The following is a 16,904-nucleotide window of genomic DNA, read 5'->3' on the forward strand; positions in this document are numbered from 1 at the left end:
CTGTCGCTCCCGACCGCCGGGCGACTCCTCGGCAACCACCCCGTGCCCGCCGACAGCCGCCTCCGCGGACCCGACGCCCGACCCGGGCTCGACCACGTCCGTCGGCTCGACCGGCAGAGCCACCCGCTCGACAGGGACCTGTCGCTCCCGACCGCCGGGCGACTCCTCGGCAACCAACGCCCGCGCGCCGGCCGCTTCCTCCTCGGACCAGACGCCCGACCCGGCAGCCTCGGTCTCCTTGGGCGTCACGCCCGACTCGGCACTGTCCGCAGGCAGCTCACCGGGCTCGACCACGTCCGTCGGCTCAACCGGCGGAGCCACCCGCGGAGCCCCCGGCCCACGCCCCAGCGCGCGCCGGCGGCCGGACGGGCCGCCGACGGGCGGTGGGGAAGCGTTCGAGGTCATGACCTCGGCAGGCTACCGCTACCGCCCGCGCAGCCGTCGTACGAGGATGCTGGCGTCCCCGCGGGTCTCCAGGTCGGCGAGGACCACGGCGACCGCCTCGCGGACGATACGGCCGCGGTCGACGGCCAGGCCGTGCTCGCCGCGGAGCACGAGACGGGCGTGCTCCAGGTCCATGAGCTCCTCGGCGGACACGTACACGGTGATCTTCTCGTCGTGCCGTTCGCGACCGCTGGGGCGGCGCGTCCCGCCCCGTCCGCGCTTGCGCGGCGCCGCCGCGGCAGCGGCACCGGCGGCAGAACCTTCCTGCGCCGCCTGCCGCCGGGCGGAGCCGTCGCGCTCGGCGGCCGCCGCACGGCTGCGGGACTCCCCGGCCTCGGCCGACTCCGCGTCCGCCGCGACATGCTCGGCGCCCTCGCCGTCACCGCCCTGTGCGGGCACCGACTGCGGCGCGTCCTCCGCGGCCGCCACCGCGTCGCCCTCCCCCGCCGGAGCGGGCACCCGGGCATCGCCGTTGGCCTGACGCCTGGGCGTGGACGACTGAAGCGCCATCCCCCCTGTCGTACGGAAGAGTTCGTCGGCCCCCGGCAGACTCACTCGGCGTGACACCGGGCGAGCACCTCCCTGGCGAGCTGGCGGTAGGCGGCGGCGCCGACGGAGTTGGAGGCGTACGTCGTGATCGGTTCACCGGCGACCGTGGTCTCCGGGAAGCGGACCGTGCGCCCGATGACCGTGTGGTAGACGTGGTCGTCGAACGCCTCGACGACACGCGCGAGCACCTCACGGCTGTGCACCGTGCGCGAGTCGTACATCGTGGCGAGGATCCCGTCGAGCTCCAGCTCGGGGTTGAGCCGCTCCTGGACCTTCTCGATGGTCTCGGTCAGCAGGGCCACACCGCGCAGCGCGAAGAACTCGCACTCCAGCGGCACGATCACCTTGTGCGCGGCCGTCAGCGCGTTGACCGTGAGCAGGCCGAGCGAGGGCTGACAGTCGATGACGATGAAGTCGTAGTCGGGCAGCAGCGGCTTCAGGGCGCGCTGCAGGGTCGACTCGCGGGCGACCTCGGAGACCAGCTGGACCTCGGCCGCCGACAGGTCGATGTTGCTGGGCAGCAGGTCCATGTTGGGGACCGCCGTCTTCAGCAGCACCTCGTCGGCCGCCATCCCCCGCTCCATGAGCAGGTTGTAGACGGTGAGGTCGAGTTCCATCGGGTTGACGCCGAGTCCGACCGACAGCGCGCCCTGCGGGTCGAAGTCCACGAGCAGGACCCGGCGTCCGTACTCCGCGAGCGCGGCACCCAGGTTGATGGTCGACGTGGTCTTGCCGACGCCGCCCTTCTGGTTGCACATCGCGATGATCTTCGCGGGTCCGTGGTCGGTCAGCGGGCCCGGGATCGGGAAGTACGGCAGCGGGCGTCCGGTCGGGCCGATGCGCTCCCGGCGCTGTCTGGCCGCGTCGGGCGCGAGAGTGGCCGCGTACTCGGGATCGGGCTCGTACTCCGCGTCGGGGTCGTAGAAGTGCCCCTCGGGCAGTTCGTCGTAGTCGGCGAAGTGGTTGTGGGGCGCGCCACTTCCGTCGCCGGCCATGGCGTTCACGTGATGGCCATCCATCTTCTGGTGTGCTGTGTGAGTCGCCTGCTGACTCTGGTGGGCTGCGAAGGTGCGCACGGCGACGGAGCCGACAGCCGCGAACCCCGCGGGCTCCTGGTCCCGTGCAGGCATTCCTGGTTGACCACCCCCGGGAGTAAATGTCGACTCATTCACAAGTCGTCTTACCTCCTTGGTGACCAGGAAACTTCTAGACAGGTCAGCGTGGCACCATGCCGACGATTGGCGACTCTATGGCGTGTCGGGCGTCCGCAGCAACACAATCCGCCGGACCCGGCCCGATGTGTCGGCAATGAAACATCACGCTGTCAAGGGCGTACGGCCGTCGCACGGCAGGTTTCACCGGTGTGCGAATCGGTTGAAGGGTTACGTTCGAGGCGAGTTGCCCGAGAATCGCGAAGTGACCATACACACATCCGGCCGGACCTTGTCGGGCAAGGTCCGGCCGGGTGCGCGGCGTTGACGAGCTGTGTTGACGTATCGCCTTTGCCTGTTGGTGACTTAGCCGACTTTCCGGCGCCGCGGGCTCAGGCGAGCAGCGAGGACAGCTCCACGTGCTCCACGTCGTGCGCCTCGGCGACCTCCTTGTAAACGACCTTGCCGTCATGGGTGTTGAGACCCTTGGCCAGCGCGGGGTCGCGGCGCAGCGCGTCCGCCCAGCCGTGGTCGGCCAGCTCCACGATGTAGGGCAGCGTGGCGTTGGTCAGCGCGTAGGTGGAGGTGTTCGGCACCGCGCCGGGCATGTTGGCGACGCAGTAGAAGACCGAGTTGTGGACCTGGAAGGTCGGCTCGGCGTGGGTGGTCGGACGGGAGTCCTCGAAGCAGCCGCCCTGGTCGATCGCGATGTCGACAAGGACACTTCCGGGCTTCATCCGCGAGACGAGCTCGTTGGTGACCAGCTTCGGGGCCTTGGCGCCGGGGACCAGGACGGCGCCGATGACGAGGTCGGCCTCAAGGCAGGCCTTCTCCAGCTCCAGGGCGTTGGAGACGACGGTCTGGATCTTCGTGCCGAAGATCTTGTCCGCCTCGCGGAGCTTGTTGACGTCCTTGTCGAGCAGGGTCACGTGGAAGCCCAGGCCGATGGCGATCTGCGCCGCCTGCCAGCCGGAGACGCCGCCGCCGATGACGACGGCCCGCCCGGCCGGCACGCCGGGGACGCCGCCGGGCAGCACGCCGCGGCCGCCGTTGGCGCGCATCAGGTGGTAGGCGCCGACCTGCGGGGCCAGCCGGCCCGCGACCTCGGACATCGGGGCGAGCAGCGGGAGCGCGCGACCGGGCAGCTCGACCGTCTCGTAGGCGATCGCCGTGGTGCCGGACTCCAGCAGGGCGTCCGTGCACTCCTTGGAGGCGGCCAGGTGCAGGTAGGTGAAGAGCGTCTGGTCCTTGCGGAGGCGGTGGTACTCCTCGGCGATGGGCTCCTTGACCTTCAGCAGCAGGTCGGCGGCGGCCCACACCTCGTCGGCGGTCTCCAGGATCCGCGCACCGGCGGCCACGTACTCCTCGTCCGTGATCGAGGAGCCGACGCCGGCGCCGCGCTCGACGACGACCTGGTGGCCATGACGCACCAGCTCGTGCACACCGGCGGGGGTGATGGCCACCCGGAACTCGTTGTTCTTGACCTCGCGGGGGATGCCGACCTTCACGTCGATCACGGTCCTTGGCTCAGAGGGCATGGGGGCATTACTAGACATACCCGGGCGCGCACGGGCACACCGGGAGAGACCGCAGGAGAACGTGCGGCAAAGCCAGTCTAATGAAGGTGTTCCCGCTGTCTAGCCTTTCATTGCATCAATCTTCAGCGGATGCGCTGCGGATTTCGCAGGCGTCAGGTTCCGGTTTCAGGTGTGGGTCGCCGCTGGAGGCCGCTACGGGCTCCGCCTGCTCCTCCTGGTACTCCCCGAGGATCCGCTCGGCGGCGCCCCGGTGCAGCCGGGCCGACGCGGGGTCGCCGAGGTGCTCGAGGGTGTCGGCGACCCGCAGATGCAGCGCGGCCTGCAACCGCGGGTCCTCGGCCCGCCGCGCCCACTCCACGGCCTCCCGGCAGGTGCGCAGCGACTCCTCGGGCCGGCCCGCGTACTCCTGGACGCGCGCCAACTCGCTCAGCGCCCGGGCCTGGGCGGCCACGTCGCCGTCCTTACGGTGCCCGGCGATCGCCGCGCGCCAGTTCCGCAGGGCCTCGCCGTAGCGGCCCGCGTAGGTGTGGGCGGCGGCGATCCGCCCGTACAACCGGGCCGCGTCGGCGCGCTCGTCCCGGGCGAGCCGCTCGACCAGGGCCCGGCCGAACCAGTCGGCGGCCCGGTCGAAGTCACCGAGCTCCAGGTGCGCACCGCCTACGGATTCCATCGCGCGGCCGGTCGCGTACGGATCGTTCACCTCACGTCCGGCGTCCAGCGCGGCCCGGTAGCGGGCCAGGGCGTCGGCCGTGCGGCCGGTCCGGGCGTCGAGGTCGCCGAGGTTCAGCAGGGCGGCGGCCCGCTCGCGGGGCAGGTTCCGGCGCTCGGCCACGTCGAGGACGAGGCTGTGGATGCCGTACAGGTCGGGCGCCGCCGCCTGGGTGCCGACATGCGCCACCATGGCCCGCACCAGCTGGGACATCAGCCGCCGGGCCAGGGTGTCCAGCTGCCCGTCGGCGACCGCGAGCCGGGCCGAGGCCAGCAGGGTGGGCCGGGTCACGCGCAGCCACTCGGCGGCCGCCCGGGGCGTGGAAAAGCGCAGGGCACGCGGCAGGTCGAGGAGCTTCTGGCGGGCCTGAGGACTGTCGGTCTCCGTGATCGCCCGGCAGGCCTGGAGCAGTCGTACCGTCCGCTCCAGCATGCGGGCGCGGGCCAGCTGGAGCTCGGCCGGGCGCTCGTGGCGCTCGGCGAGGACGCGGAGCTGAGGGTGCAGACAGCCCGGCACCTCGTACTGCGGCAGCGGTGAGTCCACCGCGTGCAGGAAGCCGAGGGCGACGAAGTCGTCCAGGGTGGTGCGGGCGCCGGCGACCGAGCAGCCGGCGAGCGCGGAGGCGGTCTGCGGGTCGACGAGTCCGGCCGGGGCGAGGGCGAGCAGGCGCAGCATCCGGGCGGCGGTGGCGGGCAGGGCGGCGTAGGCGAGGCGGAAGACCCGGTTCAGTGCGGTCCCCTCGGCGTCTTCGGCGCGCAGTTGCCTGGCGAGGTCCGAGACGGCCGCCTTGGGGTGGGCGGCGAGCCAGCCGCCCGCCAGCATCAGCGCGGCCGGCTGCCCCTGGCACTCCTCGGCGAGGCCCTCGGCGGCCCGGGGGTCGACGGTGATGCGGACCGAGCCGGTGTGCCGGGACAGCAGCTCCACCCCGGACTTGGCGTCCAGGCCGCCCAGGGTGCACGGGCGGACGTCCGAGATGCCGGTCAGCGGGCCCTCGGAGACCGCGACGACCAGGCAGTGCGGGGTGTCGGGCAGCAGGGCGTCGACCTGCTCGGCGTCGGCCGCGTCGTCCAGCAGGAGCAGCGCCCGGCGGTCGGCCAGGGCCGTGCGCAGGGCGTCGGTCAGGTCGTCTTCACAGGCGCCGGCCGGGGCCTCCTGGTCCAGGGCGGCGAGCAGTTCCCGGGCGGTGTGCTCGACCGGCACGGGGGTGCCGTCGGGGTCACTCAGGCGGGCGTGCAGCACCCCGTCCGGGTAACGGTCCGCGACCTGCCGTACGAGCTCCTCGGCGAGCGCGGTGCGCCCGGAGCCGGGCCGGCCGGCGATGAGCAGCACGCGCGCGCGTGGCGGCTTGCGGCCGGCGAGGGTGTCGAGGCCGGCGCGCTCGATGTCGGCGCGCAGTTCCTTCAACTCCCGTGTACGGCCCAGGAATCGGCTCTCTCCCGAAGCGTGTCCGGTCAGCCGCACGTCGCCTGTCTCCACGACCTGATCCGTCACGGGCCACACTCCCGTCCCACCACACGCACAAGCCCGCCGGGACCCCGGTCCGGGCGTGAACAGAGCCTAGTTCACGCTCTGCAACGCCCCGGCCGAAGCACGACGGGCACGGCGGGCACGTCCCCCGATCGGATCAGCCGATCTTCACACCGCCAGGGGGCTGCTCGCAGGCAGCCGTCGGCGGCCTTCGTCCCGCCAGGGCGACCGGGGTATCCGCGGGAGCGAAGCGGTGAGCTCGGGGAGGGTGTGCGCAGCGGCGCCCGTCGCACCGGGCGGCACAACGCCCGCCCACCCGCCGCAGGCGCGAGAGCCGCTGAGGCGCCAGGGCAGGTCACGCGGGTAGCGCGTCCGGCGGGCCGGATCCGCCGCCCGGCCAGGGGCCATCGCCCCGCCCGGATCCGCCGCCCCACCCGGATCCGCCGCCCGGCCCCGGGCCACCGCCCGGACCCGGCCCACCCCCGGAGGGTTCAGGCCTCGAACGGACGCGCCGGCCACGGCGCCTGGGCCGGGCGCAGTGCGTCCAGGCCGTCACCGGCGCGCGCGGCGACCAGGGAGAGAACGCCGACGACGAGGCAGTTGTTGTGCAGTTCCCCGGCCAGCACGCCCCGGACGAGGTCCTCGACGGGCACCCGGTCGAGCTCCATGTCGGCCTCTTCCTCCTCGACCGCGAAGCGCTCGCCCTCGGCCTCGGACAGATCGCGGGCGAGGAAGATCCGTACGGCCTCGTCACAGCCGCCGGGGGTGGTGTAGACGTCGGTCAGCACCCGCCAGTCCTCAGCCTTGACGTGCGCCTCCTCGTACAGCTCGCGCTGCGCGGCGTGCAGGGGGTTCTCGCCGGGGACGTCGAGGAGACCGGCCGGGATCTCCCACAGCTTGTGGCGCACGGGGTGGCGGTACTGACGCAGGACCAGGACGCGGTCGGTCTCGTCGAGGGCGAGGACGGCCACGGAACCGGGGTGGACCTGGTAGTCGCGGCCGACCACGGTGCCGTCGGGCATGACCACGTCGTCGGTGCGGACGGAGGTCTTGTTGCCCACGAAGGGGGTGTCCGTCGCCCGGATCTCCCACTCCTCCGGGGTGTCCTTGATCGTCATGCCTGTCCTTCCAGGTGCCCGGCACGACTTCACGTACCCGGGCCCGACGTGCCGAAAAGAAACCGGGGTGCACACCCTTTGAAGGGATGCACCCCGGCCACCGTACAACTGGTGTGTTACTTCGAAGTCTTCCGCTCGACCGCGGCCTTGACGAGCCCGGCGAACAGCGGGTGCGGGCGCGTCGGGCGCGAGCGCAGCTCCGGGTGCGCCTGGGTGGCGACCAGGTACGGGTGGACCTCGCGCGGGTACTCGACGTACTCGACGAGCTTGCCGTCCGGGGACGTGCCGGAGAACAGGATGCCCGCCCGCTTCTCCAGCTCGGCGCGGTAGGCGTTGTTCACCTCGTAGCGGTGCCGGTGGCGCTCCTCGACGTACTCCTTGCCGTCGTACACCTCGCGCACGATCGACCCCTCGGCGAGCTTCGCCGGGTACATGCCGAGTCGCATGGTGCCGCCCATGTCGCCCTCACCGGCGACGATGTCCATCTGCTCGGCCATGGTGGAGATGACCGGGTGCCCGGTGGCGGGGTCGAACTCGGTGGAGTTGGCGTCGGAGATCTCGGCCAGGTTGCGCGCGGCCTCGATCACGATGCACTGCAGGCCCAGGCAGAGGCCGAGCAGCGGCACCTTGTTCTCGCGGGCGTAGCGGATGGCGCCGACCTTGCCGTTCACGCCGCGCTCGCCGAACCCGCCGGGGATGCAGATGCCGTCGACGTCGCCGAGCTGCTGGGCGGCGCCCGCCGGGGTCTTGCAGTCGTCGGAGGTGACCCACTTGATCTTCACCCGGGCCCGGTTGGCGAAACCGCCCGCGCGCAGCGCCTCGGTGACCGACAGGTAGGCGTCGGGCAGGTCGATGTACTTGCCGACCAGGGCGAGGGTGATCTCGTGGTCGGGGTTGTGGACGCGGTCGAGCAGGTCGTCCCACGTCGTCCAGTCGACGTCGCGGAAGGGCAGGTCGAGCTTGCGGACGACGTAGGCGTCCAGGCCCTCGCCGTGCACGGTCTTGGGGATGTCGTAGATCGAGCGGGCGTCGGGGCAGGCGACGACGGCGGCCTCGTCGACATCGCACATCAGCGAGATCTTCCGCTTGATCGCGGTGGGCACCTCGCGGTCGCAGCGCAGCACGATCGCGTCCGGCTGGATACCGATGTTGCGCAGAGCCGCGACCGAGTGCTGGGTGGGCTTCGTCTTCAGCTCACCCGAGGGGCCGATGTACGGCAGGAGCGAGATATGGACGACGAAGACGTTGTCACGACCGACCTCGTGCCGGACCTGGCGGACGGTCTCCAGGAACGGCAGCGACTCGATGTCGCCGACCGTGCCGCCGACCTCGGTGATCACGACGTCGACCTCATCCGTCGCCATGCGGCGGATGCGGTGCTTGATCTCGTTGGTGATGTGCGGGATGACCTGCACGGTGTCGCCGAGGTACTCGCCGCGCCGCTCCTTGGCGATCACGGTCGAGTACACCTGGCCGGTGGTGACGTTGGCCGAGCCGTCCAGGTCACGGTCGAGGAAGCGCTCGTAGTGGCCGATGTCCAGGTCGGTCTCGGCGCCGTCGTTGGTGACGAACACCTCACCGTGCTGGAAGGGGTTCATCGTGCCCGGGTCGACGTTCAGGTACGGGTCGAGCTTCTGCATCACGACGCGCAGACCGCGGGCCTTGAGCAGCATGCCGAGGCTGGAGGCCGTCAGGCCCTTGCCGAGCGAGGAGGCGACACCCCCGGTGACGAAGATGTGCTTGGTCGTCGAATTACGAAATGCGGCGGGCGGCATGGCCAAGACGGGGCTCCCGTGGTCGCGGTCTGGGGGTGCGGTACGGCTGCCTGCCGGAGGTTTCCGGGGCGGTTGCCGTCGCTGCGGTTCGGGGGTTTGCTGCCCACCGGTCCACGGGCTACCAGCGTATCAGCGCCGCGAGGCGATGGCTTCCGGCCACGCTCCGCGCACGCACCGACACGGAGACGGTCGCCCTCACCGGTCTCTCACCCGTTGCTCACTCCTTCGGCGTACTCGCCTTGCCTGGACGGGCACCCGGAACATCGGCGTGCGTCGTATCCTGCTCGGACACTCGCTGCCGAGCCCGCCGGCCCAACGGCACCACCCACCACCCGTAAGTACCGGAACAACGTGAGCTCGTCAGTTCGTTGAGCAACAATTGGCGCTTTGCATCACGGCTGAGTGACCTGTTTTGCTTCATCGCTCAACGCCGCATTGCAAGACTTGCTGAAAATCCCCTTGACCGCACTAGCGACAGCCCCCTTGCGGGGTGACGTGGCCGTTCGACTGGAGTTGCACGTGGCCGGGCGCATCGAAGACTACGCACTCATCGGAGACATGCAGACCGCTGCCCTGGTCTGCCGGGACGGCACGGTGGACTGGCTGTGCCTGCCCCGCTTCGACTCGCACGCCATCTTCGCCGGCCTGCTGGGCAACGAGGAGCACGGCTTCTGGCGGCTCGGGCCCGCATACGCCTCCGACCAGCAGCCACCCACCGCCGCCCGGCGCAGCTACCGCGGTGACTCGCTGATCCTGGAGTCGGAGTGGGACACCCAGCGGGGCACGGTCCGGGTGACCGATTTCATGCCGCCGCGTGACGGCGCCCCGCAGCTGATCCGGATCGTGGAAGGCGTCTCGGGGCGGGTCCCGATGCGCTCGGCGCTGCGGATGCGGTTCTCCTACGGGCGGGTGGTGCCGTGGGTGCACAAGCACGAGGGGCGCACGGTGGCCGTGGCGGGCCCCGACTCCGTGTGGTTCGACACATCCGCCGAGACCTACGGCAAGTCGCTGACGACGTACGCGGACTTCACGGTCGCGCCGGGTGACCGGATCGCGTTCACCATCTCCTGGCAGCCCTCGCACAAGGAGCCGCCGCCGCTGCCCGAGCCCGAGCAGTCGCTGGAGGCGACGGAGGACTTCTGGCGCGAGTGGGTCGACCACTGTACGTACCACGGGCCGTACCGCGAGGCCGTGGTCCGCTCGCTGATCACGCTGAAGGCGCTGACGTACGCCCCGACCGGCGGCATCGTCGCCGCGCCGACCACCTCCCTGCCGGAGGACATCGGCGGCGTCCGCAACTGGGACTACCGCTACACGTGGCTGCGCGACGCGGCGATCACCCTGTCCTCACTGCTGCGCACCGGCTACCGCGAGGAGGCCCGCGCCTGGCGCGAGTGGCTGCTGCGGGCCGTGGCCGGCGACCCGGAGAACCTGCAGATCATGTACGGCATCGCCGGCGAGCGCGAGCTCGGCGAGGCGGAGCTGGACTGGCTGCCGGGCTACGAGAACTCCGGCCCCGTCCGGGTCGGCAACGGCGCCGCCCACCAGCTCCAGCTGGACGTCTACGGCGAGGTCACCGAGGCCCTGCACCTGGCCCACATGACGGGCCTCGCGCGCAACGACTACGCCTCGCTGCTCCAGCTGAAGCTGATCCGCTACCTGGAGGACCACTGGCAGGACCCGGACGAGGGCATCTGGGAGGTGCGCGGCCCGCGCCGCCACTTCGTGCACTCCAAGGTGATGGCCTGGGTCGCCGTCGACCGCACGATCAAGCTGATCGAGTCCGGCGACGCCGACGGCCCGCTGGAGCGCTGGAAGGAGCTGCGCGACGACATCCACCGGGACGTGTGCGAGAAGGGCTACGACAAGGAACGCAACACCTTCACGCAGTCGTACGGCTCGAAGGAACTGGACGCGTCGCTGCTGCTGATCCCGCAGATGGGTTTCCTGCCGCCGGACGACAAGCGCGTCATCGGCACCATCGAGGCGATCCAGCGGGAGCTGTCCACGCCGGACGGCTTCATCCTGCGCTACCCGACGCAGGGCGACAACGAGGGTGTCGACGGCCTGCCCGGCGACGAGGGCGCGTTCCTCGCCTGCTCGTTCTGGATGGCCGACGACCTGGCGATGATCGGCCGCGTGGACGAGGCCCGCAAGCTGTTCGAGAAGCTGCTGTCGCTGCGCAACGACCTCGGCCTGCTGGCGGAGGAGTGGGACCCGCACCTCCAGCGCCAGGTCGGAAACTTCCCGCAGGCGTTCAGCCACGTGCCGCTGATCGACACGGCGCTGCGTCTGACGGCTTCGGGGGCGTACGGCGGCTGAGCGGGGCGGCCCTCGGGGGTGTCACTGCGGCCTGAGGGCCGTGAGGGTCCGCTCCCCCGCCGGGTCGCCCGCCGTGGCCGGGACCAGGGCGATCTCGTCGAGGCCGGCCTCGGCGTAGGCGTCGATGCGGGCGCGGACGGTGCCGACGTCGCCGACGAGGGCGACCGTGTTCGCGGCCTCGGGCGGCAGGGCTCGCAGCAGAGTCTCCGGGTCGGCTCCCTTGGCGGCCAGTTCGACGACCGCGGCGAGCCCCGCTTCGACGAACATGTCGCTGTAGCCCGGCACGGTGAGATAGCCGGCGACGCTGCGCAGGACCTGCGTGAGCGTTTCGGGCTCCGGGTCCACGGCTGCGGGCAGCCAGGCGGCCAGCCGGGGCGCCGTACGCCCGGCCCGCTCGGCGGCGGCGAGCATCCGGGCCCGCAGCATGCGGACCTGCTCGGGGGAGACGAGGTCGAGCAGCATCCGGTCGGCGTGCCCGGCGGCCGCGGCGACCGCGCGCTCGCCGAACGCCGCGACGGTGAGCATGCCCCCGGGCGGCGGAAGACGGCGCAGGAAGCCGCTGCCGGGCACGATCGGCTCGCCCGGCCGGCTCTCCATCAGCGCGCGCACCGCCGCCGCCGACTCCTCCAGCGCGGCGGCGGGCCGGGTCCGCGGCCGGCCGTGCACGCCCTCGACCACCCGCTTGCTGGACGTGCCCAGGGCCACACCGACGGGCCGGCCGGTGACGGCCGCGGTGGCCGCAGCGCCCCGGACGATGGTGAGCGGGTCGCGCACCGACACCGGCACGGGCCCGGCCGTCAGCGTCGCCCGCTCGGTGGCCGCGCCGATCGCCGTCGCCAGGACGAACGAGTCCCACGTCGGTCCCTCGCCCGCCCACACCTCCCGGTACCCGAGCCGGTCCGCGAGCACCGCGACCCGCAACGGCTCCTCGACCGGACTGTCGTCTTCTCGCCCTACCGCGACCACGCTCATGTCCATGACCGCGCCCGTACCCGGCCGTCTCCGCCGTAATCCCGTGCTTGATCGCCCCCGTGCCCGTCCGGAGATGTCCGGGAGGCACCCGCGCGGGTAGCGTCCGGCACATGGACAGCGGGACGGACAGCGGCTACGACACCCGGGGTGCCGGAATCACCGTGCAGCGGGCACTGGAGCTGCCGGGGCTGCGCAGCGGGCTGCCGGAGGTGCTGGCGGGCGCCGACCGGCTCGGGCGGACCGTGCGCTGGGTGCACGCCGGTGAGGTGCCGCACATCGCCTCGCTGCTCAAGGGCGGCGAGCTGCTGCTGACCACGGGCTACGGCCTCGGCACCCGCCCGGCCGAACAGCGGGCGTTCGTGCGCACGCTGGCCGAGCGTGGCATCGCCGCCCTGGTCGTGGAGCTCGGCCCGCGCTTCACACGGCTGCCCGCCGCCCTCGTCGACACAGCCCGTGCGGCCGGGCTGCCGCTCGTCCAGCTGCACCGCGAGGTGCCGTTCGTCACGGTCACGGAGGAGATCCACACCGAGATCGTCAACGGCCACTACGCGCTGCTCCAGCGGGCCGAGGAGGTGCACCGGCGGTGTACGGAGGCCCTGCTGGGCGGCGGCGGGGTGCCCCAAGTCCTCGGCATCCTGGCCGACTTCGGCGATAACCCCGTCTTCCTGGAGACGGCTGACGGGCAGTTGCTGTACGCCGCCGGGGCCGGTCCCGAGGGCGCGGACCCGCTCCAGGTGTGGGACGGGCTGCGCGGCCAGCACAAGGACGAGCCGCCGCTCGCGGGCTCGATCCTGGTGGACGTGCCGGGCGGCGGGCCCGGCAGCGGGGGCGTCCGCGCGCGGCTCGTCCTGCTTCCCGTACGGACTCCCCTGGCGCCGGTGCACAGGATGGCGGCCGAGCGGGCCGCGGGCATCCTGGCCGTGGTGCTGATGCAGGCACGGCAGGAGGAGGAGCTGGCGGCGCGCGGGCGCGGTGACTTCCTCACGGACCTCGCCGAGGGCCGGGTCACGGCGGAGGACGCCCCGGCGCAGGGGCGGGTGCTGGGCTTCCGGCCGGGCGACGGACCGTTGCTGCCGGTTGTCATGCGGCTCGGGGACGCCCTGTCGCCGGGGGGAGGCTGGGCCGTGCTGGCCCGGGCTGTGTCCGAGGAACTGGCCTCACTGGGCGTGCCGGTGCTGCTCGGGGTACGGCCGGTCGAGAGCCGGGTGCTGGTCCTGCTGGGGCTGCGCGCGGAGCCGGAGCGGGCGACGGTCGCGGACCGGGTCGCGGCGGCGCTGCGGGCCGGGGTCGGCCGGGCCGGGATGCTGCGGCCTGGCGGGCCGCCGCCCGTGGTGGTCGTGGGGGTGGCCGGCGGCTGGACGGCCGCGGCGTCGGGCTTGCGGCACGCGGCCGAGACGGCCACGGCGGCCCAGGGCCTGCCGGACCGTCCGTGGTATGACGCCCGGCGCCTGGACACCGACCTGCTGCTGTGGCGGCTGCGCGACCATCCGGACCTGGCCGCCTTCGTCGACCGGGCCCTCGGCCCGCTCCTGGAGCACGACCGGCGTTCCCGGCCACCGCTGCTGCCCACCCTGTCGACCTACCTCGCCCACGCGGGACGCAAGGCGGAGACGGCCCGGGAGCTCCACCTCAACCGGCAGACCCTGTACAACCGCCTGGCGCGCATCGGGGAGTTGCTGGGCACGGATCTCGACGACCCGCAGACGGTACTGGCCCTGAGTCTGGCCCTGCGGGCCCGCAGACACGTTCCCTGAGGCACCGGGGTGCTCAGGCGAGGGGCTGCGGCTGGGTCAACTCGTCGTACACGCTGAGCACTTGGGCGACCGTCTCGTCCTCGCTCGGCCAGGCCGCCGACTGCCGGGCGCCCTTGACCTTCAGCAGCTCCCGGCGCTCGGGGTCGCCGAGCAGGCGTACGACGGTGCCGGCGAGCGCCTGCGCGTCCCCGCACGGGACGAGTTCGGCCGCGTCGCCGACGAGTTCGGGGATCCCGCCGACGTCGGTCGCGACGAGCGGCACGCGCGCGTGGAGGGCCTCCTGGGCGAGGACGGAGCGCGCCTCCTCCCACCGGCTCGGCAGCAGGGCGAGGTCGGCGGCGGCGAGCAGGTCGGTGATGTCGTCGCGCCGCCCGATGAGCCGGACGGGCAGCCCCTCGCCCTCGATCCGCTCCTGGAGTTCGCCGCGCAGCGGCCCCTCGCCCGCGATCACGACCAGGGGCACGGGATCGAGCCGGCGCCACGTCCGCGCGGCGTCCAGCAGCACGTCGTATCCGCGGTGCCGCTCCAGGGAGCCGACGGCCATCAGCAACGGCCGTCCGATGGCGCCGAGTTCGGCACGCACCTTGGGCCGCAGGCGGTCGGGGTCGTCGGGCTCCACGGGCCTGCGAGGGCCCGGCAGCGCGACGGCCGCGAGCCGCGCGTCCCGTGCGCCGGCCCGCCGGGCCCGGTCCACGAGCGCCGATGTCGTCCCCAGCACCACGGTGGCCGCCTTCACGACCCGCCGCTCCAGTACCCGCAGCAGATGGGCGCGGGCCCCGTCGGCATGCGCCCGGTCGTGCCACGTCACGACGAACGGGGTCCGCACGCGCCGCCCGCTGAGAGCGAGCACGGTACGGAACGAGGCGTGCAGCCCGTGCGCGTGCACCAGATCGGCGTTGGCACAGGCCGCCCGCAGGGCCGCCACCGACACCGGGTCACTGCTGCGCGGCACATCCACGTGGTCGGCCCCGACACCACTGAAGTCATAGGCGCGATCCGCCTCAAAGGGGGCGCACACCGTGACCCTCACGCCCCTCGCGACGAGCCCCGCAGTCAGGGAGCGCACATGCGCACTGCTGGCCGCGTTGCCTCCGCCCAGCACCTGCACGGTGCGCAACGGCGACTGGCCATGCGGTGAGTGGCTGCTCACGGGGGTCACGTGGCCGGGCTCCTGGTTCGCGGGTCGGGCGGTCGCCGCGCAGGATTCCCACGCGTACTCCGCCAAGGATGCCAGGACATACGCGGGTTCCGGGAACGCCCGAAGCCCGGCGGCGTGACAGTGGGGCGCGGCATCGGGAGGATGCGCCGGGCCGGGTCACCCACACGAGTGAAGATCGGCGTATCCCCCGACAGCTGTGCGGCCGCTCCTGCGCTACAGATCCGCCCGGGCCGTCGCCAGCAGCTCCTCCGCGTGCGCCCGGGCCGTCTCCGAGTCCTCCTGGCCGGCGAGCATCCGGGACAGCTCCCGGACCCGCTCCTCCCCTTCCAGCACCTTCACACCGGAACGGGTGACCGACCCGTCGTTCGTCTTCTCGACCAGCAACTGCCGGTCGGCGAAGGCGGCGACCTGCGGGAGGTGGGTCACGACCACGACCTGCGCGGTCTTCGCCAGGCGCGCGAGCCGCCGGCCGATCTCGACCGCCGCCTTGCCACCGACACCGGCGTCGACCTCGTCGAAGAGATACGTCGGCACGGGGTCCGTCCCCGCGAACACGACCTCCACGGCCAGCATCACGCGGGACAGCTCACCGCCGGACGCACCCTTGGCGATCGGCCGTGCCGGTGCCCCCGGATGCGGGGCCAGCAGCAGCTCGACCTCGTCGGCACCCGCGGGCCCGTACGCGACCGGACGGCCGCCGACCTCGACGCCGTCGGGGTCCTCGGTCTGCCGGATGTCGAAGGACACGCGCGCGTGTGGCATGGCCAGCGAGGCCAGCTCGGCGGTCACGGCCGCGGCGAACCGCTCGGCGGCCTCCGTCCGCGCGTCCGTCAACGCCTGTGCGAGCCCGCCCAGTTCGGACCGCAGCGCGTCCCGCTCGGCGGTCAGCTCCCCGATCCGCTCGTCGTCGCCGTCGAGTTCGGTCAGCCGCGCGGCACTGCGCTCGGCCCAGGCCAGCACGGCGGCGACGTCCTCGCCGTACTTCCGGGTCAGCCCGGTCAGCGCGGCCCGCCGCTCCTCGACGGCCGCCAGCCGCAGCGGATCGGCGTCCAGATCGTCGGCGTACCCGGCCAGGTCCCCGGCCGCGTCGCGCAGCAGGATCCCGATCTCCCCGATCCGGTCCGCGAGCGCGGCCAGCGCCGGGTCGTGCGACCGTACGGCGTCCAGGGCCCGCTGCGCGCCCGCGACGAGCGTCCCGGCGTCGACGCCCTCGGGGTCCTCCGGATTGCCCGCGAGCGCGGCGTGCGCGACCGCTGCGGCGGACGCCAGCGCCTCGGCGTGCCCGAGCCGCTCGGCCTCCTCGGCCAGCTCCACGTCCTCGCCGGCCCGGGGCTCGACGGCGGCGATCTCGTCGAGCCCGTAGCGCAGCATGTCGGCCTCCTGGGCCCGTTCACGCGCGCGCGTGGTGATCTCGTCGAGCTCGGCGGAGACGGTCCGCAGCCGCTTGTACGCCTCGCCGTACTTGGCCAGCGGCACGGCGACGGCGTCGCCCGCGTACCGGTCGAGCGCCTGGCGCTGCCGGGACAGCTTGAGCAGTCCCTGCTGGTCGGTCTGCCCGTGCACGGCCACCAGCTCGTCGGCGAGCTCCGCGAGCACCCCCACGGGCACGCTGCGTCCGCCCAGGTGCGCCCGGGAGCGCCCCTCGGCGGAAACGGTACGGCTGATCAGCAGCGCCCCGTCGTCGAGCTCGGCCCCGGCCTCCTCGGCGCGGACGGCGGCCGTGGCGTCCTGGGGCACGGTGATCCGCCCCTCGACGACGGCTTTCCCGGCCCCGATCCGCACGAGCGCCGGGTCCGCGCGCCCGCCCAGCAGCAACCCGAGGCTGGTGACCACCATGGTCTTGCCCGCACCCGTCTCACCGGTGACCGCGGTGAACCCGGGCGACAGCTCGACGACAGCGTCGTCGATCACACCCAGCGACCGTATCCGCATCTCCTCCAACACGG

11 protein-coding genes are annotated in these 16,904 nt (G+C 72.9%); 2 read left to right on the forward strand and 9 right to left on the reverse strand.

The annotated features are described in order from the left end of the window. Positions 1–423: 423 nt before the first annotated feature. The 6 genes from HDA41_RS08530 to pyrG all read right to left on the reverse strand — a co-directional run bounded on the left by HDA41_RS08530 (position 424) and on the right by pyrG (position 8,751). Positions 424–1,011: a hypothetical protein gene (locus HDA41_RS08530; RefSeq protein WP_184982200.1), complete on the reverse strand. Its 588-nt coding sequence runs from the start codon at positions 1,009–1,011 to the stop codon at positions 424–426. Further along, positions 996–2,123, reverse strand: a complete 1,128-nt coding sequence (locus HDA41_RS08535) for a ParA family protein (protein ID WP_184982202.1) — start codon at positions 2,121–2,123, stop codon at positions 996–998. Before HDA41_RS08535 ends, HDA41_RS08530 begins: the two co-directional genes overlap by 16 nt. 413 nt (positions 2,124–2,536) lie before the next feature. Continuing rightward, positions 2,537–3,661 carry an alanine dehydrogenase gene (gene ald, locus HDA41_RS08540; RefSeq protein ID WP_184993255.1) on the reverse strand — a complete coding sequence of 375 codons (1,125 nt, stop codon included), beginning with the start codon at positions 3,659–3,661 and terminating at the stop codon, positions 2,537–2,539. 136 nt (positions 3,662–3,797) lie between these two features. Beyond that, entirely contained in the window at positions 3,798–5,882 is a 2,085-nt protein-coding gene (locus HDA41_RS08545; RefSeq protein WP_184982204.1) for a tetratricopeptide repeat protein, read from the reverse strand. A 467-nt stretch (positions 5,883–6,349) separates the two neighbouring features. Beyond that, the gene (locus HDA41_RS08550) at positions 6,350–6,976 is read right to left on the reverse strand and encodes an NUDIX domain-containing protein (RefSeq protein ID WP_184982206.1); all 627 of its coding nucleotides are present in this window, start codon (positions 6,974–6,976) and stop codon (positions 6,350–6,352) included. A gap of 116 nt (positions 6,977–7,092) precedes the next feature. Further along, on the reverse strand, positions 7,093–8,751 hold the full coding sequence (gene pyrG, locus HDA41_RS08555; RefSeq protein WP_184993257.1) for a CTP synthase: 1,659 nt from the start codon (positions 8,749–8,751) through the stop codon (positions 7,093–7,095). Between the two features lie 519 nt (positions 8,752–9,270). On the opposite strand from pyrG, the gene HDA41_RS08560 reads away from it, so the two are divergent. Beyond that, positions 9,271–11,073 carry a glycoside hydrolase family 15 protein gene (locus tag HDA41_RS08560; RefSeq protein ID WP_059416832.1) on the forward strand — a complete coding sequence of 601 codons (1,803 nt, stop codon included), beginning with the start codon at positions 9,271–9,273 and terminating at the stop codon, positions 11,071–11,073. Positions 11,074–11,094: 21 nt separating this feature from the next. Here the strand turns inward: HDA41_RS08560 and HDA41_RS08565 are convergent, their stop codons facing one another. After that, positions 11,095–12,051, reverse strand: coding sequence for an LLM class F420-dependent oxidoreductase (locus HDA41_RS08565; RefSeq protein ID WP_184982208.1), 957 nt, complete (start codon positions 12,049–12,051; stop codon positions 11,095–11,097). A gap of 104 nt (positions 12,052–12,155) precedes the next feature. Between HDA41_RS08565 and HDA41_RS08570 the strand changes: the two genes are divergently transcribed. After that, positions 12,156–13,799, forward strand: coding sequence for a PucR family transcriptional regulator (locus HDA41_RS08570; RefSeq protein ID WP_184982210.1), 1,644 nt, complete (start codon positions 12,156–12,158; stop codon positions 13,797–13,799). A 13-nt stretch (positions 13,800–13,812) separates the two neighbouring features. On the opposite strand, the gene HDA41_RS08575 is transcribed toward HDA41_RS08570, so the two are convergent. Together HDA41_RS08575 and recN are read right to left on the reverse strand one after the other, a co-directional pair. After that, positions 13,813–14,958, reverse strand: a complete 1,146-nt coding sequence (locus HDA41_RS08575; protein ID WP_184982212.1) for a glycosyltransferase family 4 protein — start codon at positions 14,956–14,958, stop codon at positions 13,813–13,815. A 213-nt stretch (positions 14,959–15,171) separates the two neighbouring features. After that, positions 15,172–16,890, reverse strand: coding sequence for a DNA repair protein RecN (gene recN, locus HDA41_RS08580; RefSeq protein ID WP_184993259.1), 1,719 nt, complete (start codon positions 16,888–16,890; stop codon positions 15,172–15,174). Between the last annotated feature and the right edge of the window lie 14 nt (positions 16,891–16,904).

It is taken from the genome of Streptomyces caelestis, assembly GCF_014205255.1.
In the GTDB taxonomy this organism is placed as follows: domain Bacteria; phylum Actinomycetota; class Actinomycetes; order Streptomycetales; family Streptomycetaceae; genus Streptomyces; species Streptomyces caelestis.

Coding starts and splice junctions, on each gene's coding strand:
- HDA41_RS08565 (WP_184982208.1), bottom strand. CDS start 12,051: ATGGACATGAGCGTGGTCGCGGTAGGGCGAGAAGACGACAGTCCGGTC.
- HDA41_RS08570 (WP_184982210.1), top strand. CDS start 12,156: ATGGACAGCGGGACGGACAGCGGCTACGACACCCGGGGTGCCGGAATC.
- HDA41_RS08535 (WP_184982202.1), bottom strand. CDS start 2,123: ATGCCTGCACGGGACCAGGAGCCCGCGGGGTTCGCGGCTGTCGGCTCC.
- HDA41_RS08550 (WP_184982206.1), bottom strand. CDS start 6,976: ATGACGATCAAGGACACCCCGGAGGAGTGGGAGATCCGGGCGACGGAC.
- pyrG (WP_184993257.1), bottom strand. CDS start 8,751: ATGCCGCCCGCCGCATTTCGTAATTCGACGACCAAGCACATCTTCGTC.
- recN (WP_184993259.1), bottom strand. CDS start 16,890: ATGCGGATACGGTCGCTGGGTGTGATCGACGACGCTGTCGTCGAGCTG.